This is a genomic window from Cohnella candidum (genome assembly GCF_003713065.1).
GTDB lineage: Bacteria > Bacillota > Bacilli > Paenibacillales > Paenibacillaceae > Cohnella > Cohnella candidum.
In genome coordinates this window covers 4,631,269-4,650,526 of sequence record NZ_CP033433.1, presented here as the reverse complement: position 1 = coordinate 4,650,526, position 19,258 = coordinate 4,631,269, and the positions used below count along the sequence as shown (strand labels likewise).

At 46.8% G+C, this 19,258-nt stretch carries 15 protein-coding genes; 1 reads left to right on the top strand and 14 read right to left on the bottom strand.

Annotated features, from left to right (window positions below; all coding sequences use genetic code 11):
• Window positions 1-72 precede the first annotated feature (72 nt).
• Window positions 73-2,841, bottom strand: a complete 2,769-nt coding sequence (locus EAV92_RS21505) for an AAA domain-containing protein (RefSeq protein WP_123042982.1) — start codon at window positions 2,839-2,841, stop codon at window positions 73-75.
• Window positions 2,842-2,984: 143 nt separating this feature from the next.
• On the opposite strand from EAV92_RS21505, the gene EAV92_RS21500 reads away from it, so the two are divergent.
• Window positions 2,985-4,058 (top strand): type I restriction endonuclease, encoded by a 1,074-nt coding sequence (locus EAV92_RS21500; protein WP_478210235.1) that lies wholly within the window; start codon window positions 2,985-2,987, stop codon window positions 4,056-4,058.
• Between the two features lie 116 nt (window positions 4,059-4,174).
• Here the strand turns inward: EAV92_RS21500 and EAV92_RS24645 are convergent, their stop codons facing one another.
• The 13 genes from EAV92_RS24645 to EAV92_RS21440 form a co-directional block, all read right to left on the bottom strand.
• Window positions 4,175-4,528 carry a hypothetical protein gene (locus EAV92_RS24645; RefSeq protein ID WP_164472879.1) on the bottom strand — a complete coding sequence of 118 codons (354 nt, stop codon included), beginning with the start codon at window positions 4,526-4,528 and terminating at the stop codon, window positions 4,175-4,177.
• A 20-nt stretch (window positions 4,529-4,548) separates the two neighbouring features.
• The gene (locus tag EAV92_RS21495; RefSeq protein ID WP_123042980.1) at window positions 4,549-4,974 is read right to left on the bottom strand and encodes a hypothetical protein; all 426 of its coding nucleotides are present in this window, start codon (window positions 4,972-4,974) and stop codon (window positions 4,549-4,551) included.
• A 14-nt stretch (window positions 4,975-4,988) separates the two neighbouring features.
• A complete protein-coding gene (locus EAV92_RS21490; protein ID WP_123042979.1) occupies window positions 4,989-5,459 on the bottom strand; it encodes an NUDIX domain-containing protein in 471 nt (156 codons plus the stop codon).
• Between the two features lie 61 nt (window positions 5,460-5,520).
• Window positions 5,521-6,108 carry a restriction endonuclease gene (locus EAV92_RS21485; protein WP_123042978.1) on the bottom strand — a complete coding sequence of 196 codons (588 nt, stop codon included), beginning with the start codon at window positions 6,106-6,108 and terminating at the stop codon, window positions 5,521-5,523.
• A 17-nt stretch (window positions 6,109-6,125) separates the two neighbouring features.
• The gene (locus tag EAV92_RS21480) at window positions 6,126-8,549 is read right to left on the bottom strand and encodes a restriction endonuclease-like protein (protein WP_123042977.1); all 2,424 of its coding nucleotides are present in this window, start codon (window positions 8,547-8,549) and stop codon (window positions 6,126-6,128) included.
• Window positions 8,521-10,731, bottom strand: coding sequence for an McrB family protein (locus tag EAV92_RS21475; protein ID WP_123042976.1), 2,211 nt, complete (start codon window positions 10,729-10,731; stop codon window positions 8,521-8,523). The genes EAV92_RS21480 and EAV92_RS21475 overlap by 29 nt, the downstream gene beginning before the upstream one ends.
• A gap of 135 nt (window positions 10,732-10,866) precedes the next feature.
• Entirely contained in the window at window positions 10,867-11,865 is a 999-nt protein-coding gene (locus EAV92_RS21470; RefSeq protein WP_123042975.1) for a polysaccharide deacetylase family protein, read from the bottom strand.
• 151 nt (window positions 11,866-12,016) lie between these two features.
• A complete protein-coding gene (locus tag EAV92_RS21465) occupies window positions 12,017-12,904 on the bottom strand; it encodes a carbohydrate ABC transporter permease (protein WP_123042974.1) in 888 nt (295 codons plus the stop codon).
• A 15-nt stretch (window positions 12,905-12,919) separates the two neighbouring features.
• The gene (locus tag EAV92_RS21460) at window positions 12,920-13,813 is read right to left on the bottom strand and encodes an ABC transporter permease (protein ID WP_123042973.1); all 894 of its coding nucleotides are present in this window, start codon (window positions 13,811-13,813) and stop codon (window positions 12,920-12,922) included.
• A gap of 88 nt (window positions 13,814-13,901) precedes the next feature.
• The gene (locus EAV92_RS21455; RefSeq protein WP_241158344.1) at window positions 13,902-15,470 is read right to left on the bottom strand and encodes an extracellular solute-binding protein; all 1,569 of its coding nucleotides are present in this window, start codon (window positions 15,468-15,470) and stop codon (window positions 13,902-13,904) included.
• A 232-nt stretch (window positions 15,471-15,702) separates the two neighbouring features.
• Entirely contained in the window at window positions 15,703-16,782 is a 1,080-nt protein-coding gene (locus tag EAV92_RS21450) for a helix-turn-helix domain-containing protein (protein ID WP_123042971.1), read from the bottom strand.
• The gene (locus tag EAV92_RS21445; protein WP_123042970.1) at window positions 16,779-18,533 is read right to left on the bottom strand and encodes a sensor histidine kinase; all 1,755 of its coding nucleotides are present in this window, start codon (window positions 18,531-18,533) and stop codon (window positions 16,779-16,781) included. Before EAV92_RS21445 ends, EAV92_RS21450 begins: the two co-directional genes overlap by 4 nt.
• A gap of 136 nt (window positions 18,534-18,669) precedes the next feature.
• The gene (locus tag EAV92_RS21440; protein WP_123042969.1) at window positions 18,670-19,230 is read right to left on the bottom strand and encodes a hypothetical protein; all 561 of its coding nucleotides are present in this window, start codon (window positions 19,228-19,230) and stop codon (window positions 18,670-18,672) included.
• Window positions 19,231-19,258 lie beyond the last annotated feature (28 nt).

Genomic DNA, 19,258 nt, shown 5'->3' with positions numbered 1-19,258 from the left:
ATTTGACCTGTCTACCGTATGGGGAGCCTATCAGCTTGAGCGGATACGGCCTTTTTCTATTAAACGTTAAATTCAGAGCTTCAATACTTCATTTAGCTTCTTCCTTATTTTTTGCTCCTCGCCACTTTCTGTCGTAGGTATTCTTAATATTGGAATCCTATATTTCTCGAGTATATTGTCCTTTAATTGATCTCTTTTTAGCTGCTTAGGGTTATTCTCGTGATAAGCAAAGCCGTCCACTTCAATAACCATTACTGGACTTTTATCAAACTTTTGAAAAAGAACGAAGTCAACCGAAGCGCCGTTATTTATGTATTGCCTCTCCTCATCGTTTAGTTTCTCTATGTCTTTCAATAAATTTCGAACCATAATCTGAATATTACATTCAAGTCCGATATATGACGTATCTTGCAAAATACGGTTCAATAAAGTCCACGTGATATTCTCAGACGCATACTTCGTTGGCCCCAGGAGTAAACTTTTGAAAGATATCAGTTTTTCCGAGTACTCCTTATATAGCAGATCAAATACTGATACTATCTCACTTTCGATAACATTTTCATCCAAAGTGCTATATTCCATGTATCTAATCAAATCTCGAATCTCACTGCCGAAATCACGGAATAATCCATTATCCGTTACTAAGATAAACTTCTGCTGGGCTCTGGAAACGGCAACATTGATCATGCAAGGGTCGTTAACAAATGTAAGCCCCATTTTACCAGAACGAGATTTATCCAAGACTGTCGAAAGTATCATGATTGGCTTTTCCCGACCCTGATATTTATGAATCGTATCACTCTCAATGTCCTTTGCAAGTTGGTCGGTAGCCTTTTCCACCTGCTTCCGATAAGGCGTAGTGAATCCAATGTCGGAATTATTTCTAATAGCATTATTCAAATCTATTAGCACTTCCTGTTGAATTACATCAAGCTCCCGCTGATTAAACTTTCCTTTACGCCCATGAGTCACTTCTCTCATATGGTTGCCCTTAACCGTCCGATAGATTAAAAGTGGAACGTCTCCATCTTTCTCCTCCGTAAAAGCAATTAGTTGTCCGTTATAATATTTTTGATTACAGAACTCAATGATCTTGGGATGGCATCTGTAGTGCTCTTTTAACATAACCTTAGGCAATTCCTCACCAAATAATTCGAGCATTGAAGATAATAGATTTTGACGAAAATAATCGTAAACAGCATCGATATTTTCCTTCTCTTCACCTAAGCGTTCCTCAATGGTTTGTTTTACGATTTGAGGTAATTGCTTTGTGTCCCCAACAATAATTACTTGCTTACAACAAGAAAGTGCGAGGGCGCCTGTTAGAAGATCTACTTGGGATGCCTCATCAATAATGACATAGTCGAACAAAAAGTTCTCAGGTATACAATTACGAAGTGAATGTGTCGTGCTAATGATTATCGGATATTGATCGATAAACTCTGCAAAATTTTTCTTGTAATTTTTTTCGTTAGTTTGAATTTGTTCACGGCCATTGTACTTCTCATATAGTTTATGACGGAACAACTGCTCTGAATATTGCTGATGCATTTTAATGAGCATTTCGAATGACCCTTGATCCAACTTCTTCTTTAAGCCTTCAATCTGCTCTGTTAGCTGCTCGATCTTCAACTGGTAATACTTTCGCTGAAAGTTTAAAAGCAAGTCTATTTCTTTATTCTTTAACCGGTTAAAATCTTTAATTCCATATCGAATAAGGAGCTTGAGCTTATGTAAGATGCTGTTTGTCCTGTTTCGTTCAGATGCAATATGGTTGTCAACGAGGAAGTTTAAGATTTTATCAGGTGTTTGACGGTAAAACGAGAGTCTCCGGATTTGCTCAATTTCTTGTTTTACAAAATAAACCTCAAAATGTTCTTGCTCGAGTCGATACGAAGACAACTTTTGTTGCAATCTGGCCCTCTCTTTCTCTACTTCCATTAAGTGCTGAATATCACCATTTATCTCAGTGATTCGTTTCAGCAGTTTCTCCTCCGTGGAATCACTCTTCCAGTTCGAGACTTCGGGAAGGGGACGATTAGCAAAGAACCGCTCCTTATTTTGGTTACTTCCTAGCGCCGCTACAAGGAAATGATAACCTTCAGTCTCCAGTTTATCCTTCACATTTTGTACAGCGGCATTATTGCCGGATACAACAGCTACTTTCTTGTTTTGCATAACCACAAGATTAGCAAGGATATTCAGAATCGTTTGCGTTTTCCCCGTTCCGGGAGGCCCCTCAATAATTGAAATTTGGCTCCTCAATGCATGGTCAAGTGCATCCCTCTGGCTCAAGTTAAATTTGAACGGAAATATTGTGTCGCGTATAGTGGGCGACGTTATCCATATAGGTTGTCGATTAAGAAAACAGCTCAATGCGCTGTTTGGACTTACGAATGTAAGCTTATCAAATTGTTTTTTTAAAAATGCGTCTTTGTCCATCTCGTCTTCCGTGATGTGAGTATGCTGAGAAATAGAGGTCCAGTATTTCAGAATTTTTACAGACACTGAATTCTCTAGAGCACTTTTCTCCACCCGAATCGTTTCTGTATCGTATATTCTACTTTTACGTTTGTTAAATTTAATACGAACTTTAGGGCCAAAATAATAAATTTGAACTACATCACCCATAGGAATATCAAGGTGATACACCATCATGCCCTCAATAATGTCAGATATATTGGGGGATTGATACACTCTAAAATCCTTAAAAGAACACGGATACTCTTTTGATGAACGATGATAAGTGATCCATACAGCTGACTCACGTACTTCATAAGCATGAATTTCCGCTGTTTTGTCTTCTTCTTTTACAAGAATTAAATAGTTGTTCTCATCCATTCCGATACACTTCCACTTACTATAAAGATTATATATTTAGGCGATAATGTCCCGCTTTTTATTTCCACATATCGCCAAAATAAGCCTTTTGAAGTAGAATGGTATCACAAATAGTAAAAAGAAACTACTCCTTCTTGAGGTGAATAAGAATGGATAACTTTATTGATCAAGTAAAGTCTTTATCTCGCCGAGTCCAAAAAATGAAGGAAAACATTCTAACAGAGGAAGCAACCAAAACCTCCGTTATAATGCCTTTTTTCCAACTCTTAGGTTACGATATATTTAATCCTGAAGAATTCATTCCTGAGTTCGTCGCAGATGTCGGTATCAAAAAGGGAGAAAAAGTGGATTATGCAATTCTTCAAAATGCACAGCCCGTTATTCTAATTGAGGCGAAATCCATACAAGAGGAACTAACTAAACACGACTCCCAGCTATTCCGTTATTTCGGTACTACTAGCGCAAAATTCGCTATACTAACTAACGGAATTATCTATCGATTTTATACCGACTTAGAAGAACAGAATAAAATGGACACATCCCCATTTTTTGAATTCAGTCTTTTTGATATCAAAGAGCATCAGCTTGTGGAATTACATAAGTTCCAAAAAGATAAATTCAATATTGAAAGCATTAACTCAGCTGCTGCCGAACTTAAGTATACAAATCAAATCAAACGGTTTTTGAAACAACAATGGGATGCACCAACGGACGAATTCATAACCTTCATACTTTCAGATATATATCCCGGAAAGAAAACAAAACAGGTTATTGAGAAGTTCAACAGTATTGTAAAAAAGTCATTAAAAGAATTCGTGAATGATCTTCTTAATGACAAATTACAATCCGCATTAGCGAATACTAATAATGAATCAACATTTATTAATGAAGTGGCTGCGACATCAGAAATAGCCACAGCCCAAGAGCAACCGGATGTTGTGACTACTCAGGAAGAAATTGAAGGATACATAACAGTAAAAGTCCTATTGAAAGACATAATTTCACCAGATCGAATCCACTATCGAGATAATCTTAGTTACTTTAACATTTTAATTGACAACAGTATCCGCAAGTGGATTTGCCGACTACATTTAAATTCAACAAATTGGGCTTTGACTTTTAATGATGAAGCTACAACCACAGTAAAGATCTCGTCCGTATCCGATATTATTGGGCATAAAGAAAAAATTATTGAAGTCGCCAAAAAGTTTCAGTAGCTGTATTAAATAATTTTCTCAACCAATGTGAAAAGACCGTCAAATCTTTGACGGTCTTTTCACATTGGTTGCTTAACGTCTGCGATATATTGATCTAGGGCTCATAGTCATAGATATTAAACGACTACACTAATAATCTCATCCCATTTTTTCACTTCTGCAGTGCCCCAAATATCATCAAAATGTTTCTCATATGAATAAAATAATCCTTCCTCAGTTCTCTTAAATAAAAACAATGGTGCTGATTTTCCTCGAAGGCCATATAAATGGGGCGTCACAAACAACTCATCATCAAATCTATAGAGTGAACAATACAGAGGAGAGCAATGTAATCTTATTTCAATGCTCTTATTGTTTTTTAATGAACTTAAACGTGCCAAGCTTGTCTCAATTCGACTTGAAATTGATCCTTCAAACTTCTCTTCAAGGTTTCGTTCCTTCACAGCATTTGATTTTGGATCTCCGAGCAATATTCTTATTTGACAACCTTCTAATGCTTTTTTTCAAGCAACTCAACAAAATGTGGATGCTCCGGCAAGAATGCCATCGCATAGCCCAAAAAGTCCAATCTCTCCTTTGATGATTTTATTTTTTCAATCCAATGAGAATCGTGTACATCTGCACGGTGTTTCCATATTGAAATCAAACCTGTTTTATTAGCTCTTTCAAGTATTTCAATTGATCCTCTAAGCTTGTCCAGGATTGGGGAAAATGGATCTCCTAATACTAAATTAACAATAAAGTATATTACCGCAGTTGCTATAAAAGATGTACCGATACTTACCAACACATTTTGACCGACATTACTTTTAATTAAAAAACCAGTGATAATTAATATACTTCCGGATAATGCAAGGCAGATATAAACCAACCACTCGACAATCCGTTTAGAGAACTCCTTTTCAGCTTTTTTCATCTCTGCCTCCCCGATCATCTAATAAAGGTTTTTTCGGAATTAGCACATGCATCTTTTATTCTTATAAGTTGTGCTGGGTGAATTGGAATAGTATTTATTTCTTCTAGTTTAAAAAAACATAATTCATGTGACTCAGAGCTAAGAGTCATTTTCCCATTTACAATCAAACATTCGAAACATATTGAAAATTGCTGTCGGACTTCTCCATCTGAGTATTCAATTATGTGGTTTGGATCAGTGTATATCCCGACGACTCGTTTTACCTCAACATTAAAACCCGTTTCTTCAAAAACCTCACGTTTAATTGTATTTTCGATGTTCTCACCCGGATCCATTCCTCCCCCTGGGAGTGACCAGAGCAAATTATCAGTACGCTTATGGAGTAAAACCCTTCCCTTGTCATCGAAAATTACAGCCGAAGCAGCGGGAACAATAGAATTTGGTACTGGTGCGTTTGCATCATGATAATAGTCTTTTCTCGACATTTAGTTTCCCTCACTTTGAATCTAGAAATGACAAGCTCTTCTCTAACCTGTCTTACCTATGTCAATTAAATATTTTCCTCTTCCCAGGATTCCATTTGCCCCATCTTCTTAACTTGTCTTCAATGAGTCCTCCATGCCAGTAGTCTACTCGGTATTGCTCCGCTTCCTTCTTGGCTGGCCCCGTTAAATCGGAGGTTGTGATCAGTAAAGCTAAGATGCAATCATGATTCCTCTTGGCCGTGCCAAGTTCCCTTACCGTCTGCACGGGTACTAAATTATGGTTTGAGTAACATTTGGCTTGAACAGCTGTCTTCTCTCCGCGTCGATCAATAATAACTAGATCAACCCCGCCGTCATTGCCACCGATACCAACTTCACGAACTTCATAACCTTGGTCTCGGAAATATAGTGCAAGAAGGCGTTCAAACTCCGGGCCATTCAAGTCGCTTAAAAGACTAGTTAGAATAACCTCGTCTGTCCGGCATACTTTCAATCTTCGATGATTCAACAACTCTTTACTAACTGTCTTTGTCTTACTTTTAGAAGAGCTTGCAACTCGTTTCTTCTTCTTTTTCTTCGTAGGTTTAAGTAAACCTGAGATAACTCCCAAGGCAATCGGTATGAGTAATAACCACCAAAATGTTTGCATCTCCACGTCCCCATCCTCTAGGTTTCTTGTTCAATAGCTAAGGATTCCAAAGTGTTTGCGCGATCCAAATTGTAAGCATCCCACTTCACATTCACCTTACCGCGGCGCCGCTTTTCTCGCCAATCTCGAAGCTGCTCCTCTGACTCGAGCCGTAGCTCGGCCACTTCTTCTGCTCGGTTGAAAATGGATTCCGAAGTGAAAAGCACATGCTGGATCCCATGCCCACCCGGTAAAATAGGTCGATCTCGATGCAGCCATTCCTCTACATCGAACTTTACATACAACTCCGACGTTGCTCCACGGCGAGATGGGATCTCACGAATCTGCTCCCGGGGCAGCACACTCCATGATTTAACTCGCCCGTACAAGGTAATACCTGCCTGCTCTCGGCCAAACGTTGCAATCGATTGATAAATCGACACGTAATCAAGCTTTGCCATTTCCCCGTGATCGGTGAAATGCTTCAAAGGAACATGGTAGAAACCGTGCCTCTGTAAGTCACTTAACTGATCCTTATGGCTAAGTGCACCGACGAGTACGTTTTTTCCAGCAAGCTTGTCTTTGTAGTATTCCTTCGTCCCTCTTGGTTGTGACGCTCGCTCATATGCTTTTTCCGGGCTATCCATGATCAACTCATCAAGGAATTGCTCAACCAACGTCGTGGTACTTGGCAAAAATGGTAAGGCCCCTACATTCACAAGCTCGATGCTTCGATATAATGGATGCTGCCGGTACTCTTCTTCGTTGGGATACGGAAACAAGACATAGGCACCAAACATCGTCCGTTCGAACTCTTTTTGTTCCCTATCCTGAGAGGACTCATATACAATCGCATCCCGATACCGGTGCATCGTATTGATATCCTCTTCTAGCGGCCCCGGCGTCAAATAATCTCTTTTGTACGAGGTCCCTTCATAGGCCGGGTTAATGCGGTACTTGGCATCAAAAACGTACTTATACTCGATGGCCGAATGTTGTTTTTTCAATGTCAGGACATTGTCGGGTCGCTGGGATACCGTCCTACTCCTATCTCCTGAGGGGAGCGAGTTGTAATACAGCGTAAACTGCTCACCATTCCTCGGGTTGCGATACACAATCCGCGCAGCATTTGTACGATCCAGGGTAACGAACAGTCCTCCGCGGTTGAGTTTAATTACATTTTGAGATACCAGTTCATATTTGCGGCTCAGCAGGTCATGTATCTTTAAAAAACACCAATATTCATAAAGCTGCGCAAGATCCTTCATGGACAACCTGAACAGGTCATTCTGAATGGACAAGCCTTTCATCAGTAGAAGATAGTTCTTGTAAACCTCACGATATCCTGGGGCCATCTGTAAAACCAAGGAAATCGTAAGCTGAGTCATGTCCCCCACTTGAAGAAAATCAAGCTTTAGCAAGCGCTGCAAATCCGACTGCATGCGGTTTAGTTTCGTGACGATGACTGGATCTGTTGCACGCTCTTTTTGCGCAAGGAGCCTCTTCAATGTTTTGAGCCTTTGCTGAATGCGAAGCAACACCCACCGGACAAAACGATTTTCTAAAGTGTCATAATCCACATGGCGCCTGGTCTCCAACACACGCTTCGGCGTGTACGACTTGCCTTGGATATGTAGCTGCCCACCACGTTCGTTCAATTCCAACAAATGAGGCCGTTTTGAGAGAAACGAAATGTTCGCTCGCCCTGTTTTCTTCACGCGGGCAGAATCGACGAGCCGGTTTTCCACGCGATGCCGATGGTTAGGAGCACTTTGAATCAGCTCCACCTGATGGACAAGTTGTTGAAACACCTGCTGAAGAATCACAAAAAACTCTGACAAGCTCTGATTCCTTGATTCCTTTAACCCCATGAGATTATATGTTTTACGTAAGAAATCGAAGGCAAGGTTATAGATCTGCTCATTCACATCTCGAAGGATGGCTTCGTAATCTTTCTTATAGTCCATCTTCGAAGGAAAGATTTCTAGTTGCAGTCTGAATACGGGCTCCCCATACAGACGGAGCTCCAGTTCAGTAAATCCAACCTCATTCTGAAAATTCAGTAGCCCTGATAAGAGCCGTTTCCCTTTCGGGAGAATCGCTTCACGTAACGAAATGTTTTCGTGAAAAAAAGTTAAAGGGAAGTCCGGTTCCAGTTCCACGATTAGCTCGTAGTTCTGTGTCTCATAGAACAGTGGCGGACTAATTTGGTCTGGATCCCAAGGGATCAATTGCTTCTCAATTGGCGAGAATCGCTCGACGGAGAGAAAATTCAACTCTGAATGCAGAGATTGCGGTTGGAATCGAGCATTCACCCAAGTAGAATCTTCTGTCCGATGAAGCTGCAGTGTCTCCACAGTTGGGTGAAATGGCTTGCCTTGAATATAAAGCTGAAACCAATTTGTTTCGATCCGGAGCAGCTCTACCGCACGGTTAAGAGAGCCAGTAGGAGGTAAAGCCATCCTCGTCTAACCTCCGCAACATGAAGATGATTTTCTTCGCGCTTTGTGGATAGGTCGCAGCTTCGATTGTTTTCTCGACGCTCGCCCACAGTTCCGAAGCATCGTCTTCCAATTCAGTTTTATTTAGTCGCTTCCTGAGAGTGATCTCCAATAGCTGTAACAACACTCGCTTCACCGCGCGGTTGCTGCCTTGGATTCTGGGCAATATTTTCTGGAGTAGTTGAAGGTCGAGCGCTTGCTCTCTCGTCATTAAATCCGACTGCTCGTTGTAGATTAGGTAAAAACAAATGGCATCCCGGATGCGAAAACCTACATGAGCATGAATGCCCTCTAGGATTTCATTAATCCGAACCAGCATTTGAGTTGTAGATTCGATTTGACCTTTATATTCATCGTGATACGCGTCTACCAGTTGCAAGTATTGAGACTGTAAAAATGAATTCGGAGCTTGCTGGGGCGTTACTACTGCCGAAGTGCTTATCGGATATTGATCCAACTGGATGTAGTTAAATTCAATCGTGTTTGCACGATCGAGCACCTTCTTACTAAAGGGATGCGTAGTCTCGTCCATGTTTACGGTCCCGATCAGATATACATTGTCGGGGATTCGAAGATCACCATACGTCGACTGGTCATCCGGAGTCACAAGTGCAGAACGCCTAAGAAGCACATCGGTTTCAATGCGATCCCCATAGCGGTTTTGCGTTTCAAGAATGCTCAAAATATCGCTGAAATAATGCTCCACGCGGGCCAAGTTCATTTCGTCCAGACAAACGAAATAGGGCTTGTGCCGATTAGCTGGATTAGACGCCTGCACAAGCACCTCCGCAAGTGGCCCAGGTCGAAACCGATCGTTGAGATCCTTATAACCAATCAAATCCGCGGGATCGCTCCAATCCGGTCTTACCGGAATGAGTGTAAACTGACCATTCTCGCTTGTCGCTCCAAGGGATTCGGCGAACAATTGGACAAGCTTCGTTTTTCCTGTTCCAGATACGCCAGCAAGAATGACAAAGGGCTTCGTTTTTAAGCACAGGTAGAAGTTTTCGATCAGGTTGTCGGGGAAGGAGAAGCCTTTTTGACGGATGTATGTTTTCGTTGCATTTAAGCGTTCAGTGACACTAAGGCTCACTGCTGCGTTTTCGTTCATAGTCACTTGTGTTGTCTCCTGACCTTCACGGGATTGAAGTTCTATATCCACGAATTGCTTGTAATTGGAGACCAAGTTAACAAGATCGGAAACCAGCTGTTCCTCGGTCGGTAGATTGTTCTGATCGTATTTGTAGTAGGCTACGGTTGATACTTGATAATCTCGGCCTAGCCCACCAGAGGTCAGATAAATTTCTTCATCCTTCCTTAGGTTTTCAAGTGGCAACTGAGTCCTGATCTCTTGGACCCTACGGCGAAGATATTTGTAGCCTTCTGTTTTGCCATTTTTGTTCGGCTCCGTGACACCTTGGGCCAACGTCAAATAGACGGAGCTCATGTCTTCCGCGAACAAATAGACGATGTATACTCCATTCTGCGTTGACTCTGTAAGTCGACGATCCATAATTGCGATCCACGGAATGGTGGCCCAGTTTCCCATACCAGCGGAAGCTTGAACCTTTAGATTCGGATCTTCACTAATGAAATCGAATTCTCTGAACCCTGTGGGAATTTGTTGGCGGATGTACATCCCCATTGAATTGTTCCTAAAAGGTTCCCGTTTGGCATCCGAATACTTAGTCAGTACAACGGACAATGCTTCTCTTATGGAAAAATTGGAGGGCTGTCTTTGTTGATGATATTTCTCGAGCTCTTGGAAGGCATGATCATAAAGCTCGTTCAATACACCTTGTTCCCAAGAATTATAAAAATTCTCTTTGAACGCTAAAGTCTTTTGTTGGGGGTTGACATCCAAGAGTTGCTCCAGCGCGGTTATTGGGGTTGAGATTACATGTGATATTTGATTCAAAGTTACATCCGCCCAGCGCATTGCCGGACTGACTGGAGTATCAATAGATTCATTTCTGATTTCTCGATCTTGAAGTATCGACAAGAAACGAGCTTTCACATTTTCAAGAGACACCACACGTTTTCCTATTTCATTCATTTCTTGCAACAAAGCAATGATGAGAACCATCTTATACGATTTCTGCTTGTGTGTGAAAATTCCAGAAAGTTCATTAGGTAAACTCATAAAAAAACCACCTTGGGCGGAAGTGTAGGAAAACGACATTATTCCTACAAATTCGTCAAGGTGGTATTTGGTTCCTGCAAAACAAACCTTTGAGAATCAAGATCTTGGTAGGCTTCCGGAACCCCTTGCCAATCACTAACGGGCAAGCATGTTATATACGGAAAGCCGAGCCATCACCCGCTGAATGGAAATGTACGGTGACCCGACATTAATTCGTTTGATTAATGTGCTTTTGTTCGTATTAAGCCCTTCTTTTCCCGTAAACAAGTATGGAATGTCCGATTGGTGTGCGATATCGACCAACGTGCTATCGTACTGGCCGTGAGGAAAACACAGCAGATTAATCTTGTTGCCCAATCTGGCGTTAAGGATGTCGTCCGCTTTGCTCAAATCCTCACGGATTCTGGCTTCGTATTCCCCTTCAGTTTCGATTCGATTGGCACCAGGAATAGGAAGCTTGGCGACTAACGGCGATGTCGGCTTCCCTTTGATTTGCACATCTTCGTGAGAATGAAAGGAGTGGGAGTAGAAGCTGAAGCCGTCGCGGTGCATCTCCATGATTTCTTGCCAGTTTAATATCGGCGGGTGGTGAATGGTTCCGTCCTCAATATACCCGACAATGAGAAAGAAGGTGGCCGTCATGCCCTCCGATTTCAAAATCGGATAAGCATACTTGTACACGGATTCGTAACCGTCATCGAAGGTAATCACGACCGCGTTCGGCGGAACGGGCTTTTTCTTTTGCAAGAAGGCAACGAAATCCTCCATCGAAATCACATGAAAACCGTTCTGCTTCAACGCTTCCAAATCGGATTTGAACCGCTGCGGCGTAATCGTAATGGACGATTCCACGGCATCAAGGTGATGGTAAGTGAGTACCGCGACTTTGTCGTTATAATAGATCTTTCCTGCAAAATTATATTGAGGCGAAATTACGTTCTGACTTTGCTGTCTGCCCATTGTACGGGTCGAACGGGGTATCCGCCTGATGGAGTTGGGGTTCGCATAATGCCCCGGATAGCTTTGCTGCCGGTGTTGGCCGATTCTGCCATGCCAAATACCGGCCGATATCGAAATCACGACAATCGCAAAAATAGCCCAAATATACTTTGTTTTAAGCAGTCGTTCGACCATTGGACTTGCTCCCTCACCCCATATTGGACCTATAATTATTATATTAGCATCCTTAAATTAAAGTCGCTTCCTAAAAACCAAAAACCAGTCCAAACACCAATAAAAGTGTCAGACTGGTTAATGATTTTGGGAGTACCCCGCACTCGTCCCCCTACTCCTTCACTGCCCCCAGCATAATCCCCGACACGAAATACTTCTGCAGAAACGGATATACCAGCAGCATCGGTACCATCGCGATAAACACCTTAGCCGCATTCAGCGTCCTGTTTGATAGCTCGGACAGCTTCTTATACTGTTCGGGCGTAAGCGACGTGCCGACCGGGATGTTGACCACCAGCTGCTGGATATAGGTTTGCAGCGGATACTTATCCGAGGTGTTCATCAGCACCAGGCCGTTGAAGAACTCGTTCCAGTGATACACGCTGATGAACAGTGCCACGGCCGCGAGCACGGGGACGGAGCACGGAATATAGACCCGGAACAGGATCGACCAAGGGCCGCCGCCGTCCACCACTGCCGCTTCGTTCATATCCTTCGGCAGATTGCGGAAGAAGTTCATGATCAGAATGACGTTGAAGATCGGGACGCCGCCGCCGAGCACCAGTGCCCAGATCGTGTTAATGAGATGATAATGCTGGACCGTGAGATACCAGGGAATCAAGCCGCCGTTAAAGAGCATGCAGAAGACGAGGATCCACATGAACGTATTGCGCATTTTGAATTCTCGATTGGGTCTCGCCAGCGGATAGGCCATCAGCACGGTAACGAGCATGGAGAATGCCGTCCCGAGCACGGTGCGTTGAATGGAAATCCAAAATGAGTTCAGGAACAGCTTGTCGTTAATGATTTCCTGGTACGGAGTCAAGGAGAAGCCGATCGGATAGATGGTGACCAAGCCCGCGTTGGCGGCCGCTTTGTTGGAGATGGATACGCAGAAGGTGTACCACAACGGGTATAGGCAACTGAGCAGCAGCAGGCCGAGGAGGATCACATTGGTTATTTCGAAAGTCCGCGAACCTAACGTACGATTTCTGACCAATGCGGCACCCTCCCTTTAAAACACCGTATAATCGGCGAATCGGTACGCCAGACGGTAGGATACGTAGATCAACACGAAGCTGATGACCGACTTGAACAGACCTGCCGCGGTGGCCAGCGAGAATTGAAGATTTTGCAAGCCAAGCCGGTAAACCCAAGTATCCAAAATATCGCCCGTCGAGTACACCAGCGGATTATACAGGTTGTACACCTGGTCGAACCCCGCATTGAGCACGTTGCCGAGACTGAGCACGCCCAGCAGCACGACGGTAGTTGACAGCGCCGGAAGCGTGACGTGCCAGATGAGCCGCCAACGGTTGGCCCCGTCGATGGCCGCCGCTTCATACAGGTTCAGATTCACGCCGGTCAACGCCGCGAGAAAAATGATCGCGTTATAACCGAACTCCTTCCACACATCCGTACCGATGACGATTTGCCGGAAAATGCCCGCATCCGCCATGAACAACTGGGGATGCCCCCCGAAGGCTTTCACCACCGTATTGGCCACTCCGTAATAACCGAAAATCCCGATGACGATCGTCGCCATGATAACCCAAGACAAGAAGTGCGGCAGATACACGACCGTCTGGACCCATTTCTTATACCGCATGCTCCTCAGCTCGTTCAGCAAAATCGCGAAAATCAGCGGCACCAGCAGGTTGAACACGATTTTGCCGACCGCGATGATGAACGTGTTGATCAGCACGGGGATGCTGTCATTGAGCTGGAACATGTACTTGAAGTTCTCCAGCCCCACCCACTCGGAACGGAGGAGGCCCTGACCCGGATTGTAATTCTGGAAGGCCATGATGATGCCGAACATCGGCACGATGCTGAACATGACGAGCCAGACCATTCCCGGAAGCAGCATGAGATAGTAATGCTTCTGAACGCCGCCCAATCTCTTCATCCGTAAGCAACCTCCAATCTCGACAGTCTCGATGAAACCCGCAAAAGGCGCCCCGCCTGCAGACGCCTCTTGCCGGTAATCCCAAGCGTTACTTTTTCAGCAGCTCCGCGACTTCCTTCGTGATCTCGTCTCCGCCTTGCGATTTCCAATCCTTCACGAATTGGTCGAACGCGTCGATGGACGATTGGCCCAGGATGATTTTCAGAACGGTCTCGTCCTCGAGCTTCTTGAGGTTGGCCCACTTGGTCTCCATCGTCGGAGTCTGGTTGTAGGTGACGCTGTACACTTTCTTATCGATCGGAATCGTCGAGTACGGACGGTCGCCGATCATGAGCGAATACATTCGCTGGAAATCGCCGAAGTTCGTCATGTCGAAGTTGCTGACGTTCAGGTTGTCGTACGGAGGTTTGATGACGTTTTGCACTTTTTTCGCGTCCGCGTACATCAGCTTATAGAGGCTGTTCGGCTTGTTGTAATCTTCGGGTTTCGTCTGCCCGTTCAGGACCTTGAGCAGCTCGGTATACTCGTACTCGGTCTCGTTGGCGGCCGCCATGACGTTGCGCAGCGGGTACCAGCCCACGGCGACGGACAGATCGAAGGTCGCCTCATCGCGTACCAGCGCGTTGTTCATGATGAGAATGGCTTTGACGACGTCCTCTTTCGCTTTCTTGCTGATGACCGTGTAGGTGCTGCCCGTCGTCTTCATGTGAACGTTCCATTTGCCTTGGTCGTCATAGACCGGGTAGGCTTGCCAGTTGGCCGTCTTGTCGTTCTTGAAGGAGTCGCCGTTGCCGTAACCGCCGTTCCACCACGGGCCGAAGAAGATCCCCGCTTGGTTCGCGTTGATCGGATCGCCGACATTGTCGCGGGTGCCGACCTCCGGATCGATGAGCCCTTTCTTATACCAGTCGGCCAGCAGAGCCAGCGTTTTCTTCGTATTTTCGGTCGTCGTTCCGTACGTGACCGTGCCGTCTCCGTTGTCGAGCCAGTATCCCGGGTAAGCATCCATGGCGCCGAAAACGGGATCGAAACCGCCCATGTTGTTGGAGGAAACGAGGAACGTCGCGTAAGGGAACGTATTCTTGGACGGGCCGGCGATGCCGATCGTATTGGCCCCTCCCATTTTGTTATCGATGAAGGCTTTCGCCGTTTTCTCGATGTCGCTGAGCGTCTTGGGCACCGGCAAATTCAGCTTGTCGAGCCAGTCCTTGCGGACCCACATGACGTGAACGCCGTCGGTATCGACCGTAATATTAGGGAGCGAAACCATGCGACCTTTATAGCTGGCGTTCTCCATCGCGCGTCCCTGCGTACTGGCCATAATGTCCTTGACCTGCTGCGATTGATACTGCTGGAACAGGTCGGTGATATCATACAGCAGCCCCGAGCTGGCGGCTTTGGTCATGAAGGACCGGTCGTCGACGACCATGCCGTCCGGCAGGTTGCCCGATGCGATGGACAAGCTGACTTTCTGTTTAAAATCGTTGCCCGTCGCCGCCGTCCAATCCACGATGATGTTGATGTTGTACTTGTCCTTCAGGTAGCGGGTGTACTGGTTGTTGCCGACGCTGTCGCCTTTGGGCAGCGTTTTGTCGGTCGGATCGACGACCATGCCGATGTGCACGTCGACGGGCTTCGGGAACTTGTAGAAGGCCAAGTCATCTCCCGATAGATTCGACGAACTTGAGGATGGAGACGCTTTCACATCATTCGATGATTTGGAGGACGTGCAGGCTGATAAGCTTACCGCTAGCAATGCCGTGATTAGGGTGAAGGCCATCTTTCTTTTCAACAGAATCCCTCCCTTGTTCTATTCCCCTCCATTGTAGCGCGGGTGTTGGAATAAAAAGTCAGAAGGGTGTCTCGTGTTTATCGACAGCGGATATGGATCAGGGTAGACGATTGTTCGATTCGCGGTGATCAATGTTCCCCGTCGTCTGGTGCCTGGCGCGGTATTCGGACGGCAGCAGCCGGGTCTGTTCGTGGAAAATGTGCGAAAAATACTTCGAGTCCCCGTACCCCACCGCATTGGCCACCCATGTCACCGACTGGTTCGTCTCGGCGAGCAGACGCTCGGCCGCACGGACCCTCTCTTGCCTCAGAAAATCGTTAAACGTCGTTCCCGTCACCTTCTTGAACATCTGGCAAAAATAGCTCCGGCTCATGTTCACATGGTCGGCCGCGTCCTCGGCGTGAAGCGGATCGGCGGTATGTTCGCGAAGGTAAAGCACGGCTTTGAGCATGCATATCGCCGTTTTCGTGAGGTCGGTGGAGCCGGCCGCCTGCGCATAGATTGTCTTCCGGTATTGGCGAATCCGTTCCATCGCCGACCGAATGTCGTCCACTTCGGACCAGAACTCCGCCTCCAACTGCGTGGCCGTCTCTACCTGCGAGATGACGCGCATAAGTAGTGACTCGATCCGGCGAACGGAGGGATTCGCCTCTTCGGTCTGTTGGCAGAGCCGCTCGAAAATCCCCTCGCTATACAGCCAGTACAGGGAACGCCAATCTTGCTCGAGCTTGCGCCATTGTTCCTCATTGCCGGATGATGCGTTGTTGTGCGTCGTGGCAGGTGTGCGCGGCTGAACTTCGTCCGTCAGCTTCTCCCGGATCCGCTTCAGGATCTGCTCGTCATCCTCCAGCTCCAGACGCGCTTTGGACACGTAGTCGAGCACGCCGAGCCGGTACGCCGTTTGCACGTTTTCGAATTCCTCATGAAACGTCAGCACCACCGAACGCAGGTTGGGATACTTTTTTCGCGCGGCCTGTATCAGTTCCGTTCCCGACATGACGGGCATGGAGAGGTCCACGAACATGAGATCCACGGGATGCTGTTCAAGAAACTCCATCGCTTTGGCGCCGTTCGCCGCTTCCCCGGCCACCGTCATGTCATGAGCGGACCAGGGCATGATGGAGATCAAGCCCTTGCGCGCCAGCTTGTCATCGTCCACGATCAAGACACGGATCATACCGCTTTCTCCTTTCCGTAAGGGAGATACATGCTGACCGTCGTCCCTTGATGGGGCGTGCTGTTAATTTGGATACGGGCTTTATCTTCGTAAAAGGATTCGAGCATGGACCGCACATACCGGAGTCCGATCCCCCGGCCCTTCTGCTGTTGCTCTTGCGTTTCCGGCTGCAGCAGCGCCAGCGTCTCCTGGCTCAGTCCCTTGCCGTCATCGCGGATGACGATTTGGATCGTATGCGTGGCGGGGTCGGGTGCGATGCGGATTTCCAGCTTGCCGTGCTCATCGAGACCATGGGTGACGGCATTCTCGACGATCGGCTGCAGGATGAACCGCGCGACTGGGCGATCCAGATAGCTGCCCTCTTCGATCTCGAGCTCCACTTCGAAGTCGTACCGCATTTGCTGCAGATCCAGATAGGCACGCATAACCTCGATTTCCGACCGCAGAGTGGCCGTTTCCTGAGACTTCCCCAAGTTGTAGCTGAGCAGGAAAGTGAGCGAAGAAACGAACTTCTCGATCTCGGGTTGCCGATGCATGACCGCCAGCCAGCGCACGGAGTACAGGGCATTCATCAGAAAATGGGGATTGATTTGGTGAGCGAGCTTCTCGATTTCGAGCTGGTGCCGCTTCTTTTCCTTCTGTTCGACATCAAGGATGAGCTGCTGGATTTGCCGCTTCATCCGATCAAACTGGTCGAAGAGCCGGTCGAATTCGAAAATGCCCGTCCGGTACTGCATGGCACTCAAACGCCCTCTTCCGAGCGCTCTCATTTCCAATTCGAAGATCCGCAGCGGTCGGTTGATCAGCCGTTGCAGCAGCAACGCGATCGATAACAGGATCAACAGCGCGATTCCGAGGATGAGGAACATGTGGTTTTTCCAGGCGTAAAGCTCATGGTTGTAGCTGGAGATCGGCAAGAGGAGCGCGAGTTCATAACCGTAGTCGCTCTGCGTTCGCTGCCAGATGTAATGGCCGGTGGTGCCCGAGTCGCCGGTGAGCGCGAGTTTCTGGCCAGAGGGTACGGCAGTTGGGTCGCTGCTGTACTTCACCACCCCTTCCGGGTCGGTCAGGAGGAGCACATACGGCATATTCACGCTGGAAGACAGAGTGCTCATGTCCGTCGCGATGTCGGACTTGGCTTCGACGTAAATCACTTGCTGCGTCCCGTCCGAAAAGGCGATTTCGCGCGTCACCGAAACCACCTGATCCGAGCAAAACCTGCACAACGATTGATGGGGCGGCTGGTAGTTGATGCCCGCATTGCCCGCCACGTTCACCAAGGTGGGCAAAGTGAAATCTTCGCGAAGCGGAAGGTTGGAGTAGGAGGTTAGCCTATTTTGGGGGTTGTAGTACATCACCATTTCCATGGTGGGGTTCGAAAACGTGATCAGTCCGATATTGTAGGAAATGCTTCGCGACAAGAGCGATCGGTTGAAAGGGTCGCCGGTTGAGCCGGTGGAGAAATATGTTTCCACCAGGCTGCCGACGGTACCTTGGGGGGTCATTTGTTGAGTAACCATCAGCAAACTGTTGTAGATTTGCGTGAGCTTCATGGATTGCTGATACAAATCGAAGGCCATGGAGGTTTTGATTTTGTTCTGCTGCATCGTGTAAATCGCGTTGTATGAGACGGCGGCCATGAGAATGGAGCATCCCAGAAAACCGACGGCCAAGACGACCACGGTTCTTTTTCGGAGCGATGACAGGCCGAAGGCGTTGAACAACCGATGGAGCAACCCCAAGTTGCGCACGTCCACCACCCCATGAGCTCAGGCTTGCAAGCGGATTCATGGCTGTGGTAAACCTTATTCGATACGGATTGTATATATCCTTCTCCCCGCAGCAAAAGGGCGACGAGTGAAATACTCGCCGCCCAGTTGTGTAAATTTACGAAGCCACGCTGAGCGATTTTGCGGCTGCTTCCTTATTCCGATAACGGCTGGTGACGATGGTATAGCCCATAGCCCCATAGGCAAGCCCCCAGAATAACGCGAACCAGCTCTCCAACCCGGGAATGCCGAACGATACGAGCATAACGACGAACAGCAACACGTTCCAGAGAGGAAAGACTTTGGCACGGAACGTTACGATGCCCAGCAGGATCGTGCCCAGCATCATTCCGATTCCGACGAGCGCGCCGGTTACGTTCACGAATAATCCCTTTTCTGCATAGGCGCCATAGGCCCAAATCCCGTATTGCTGCCCGGAAATGACGATGTTGCCGGCTGCCGTAATGAACACAGCCGCGAAGCCAAGTTTGCCGGTTTCCTTCATTTGAGGCAAATAGAGCGCGATTGAACTGAAAGCCATGAGAATCGCGGCGACGTATCCGCACAGCAGCTCCTGATGGCTGTCACCTCCCCAGATGAGTGCCGAGGGAGTCATTCCCATTCTCGCGATGCCCGCCAAAATAACGACCACGCCCAACCACTTCACAACTTTTTGCATCCGTTTCATAACCTCCAGGAACTTAACT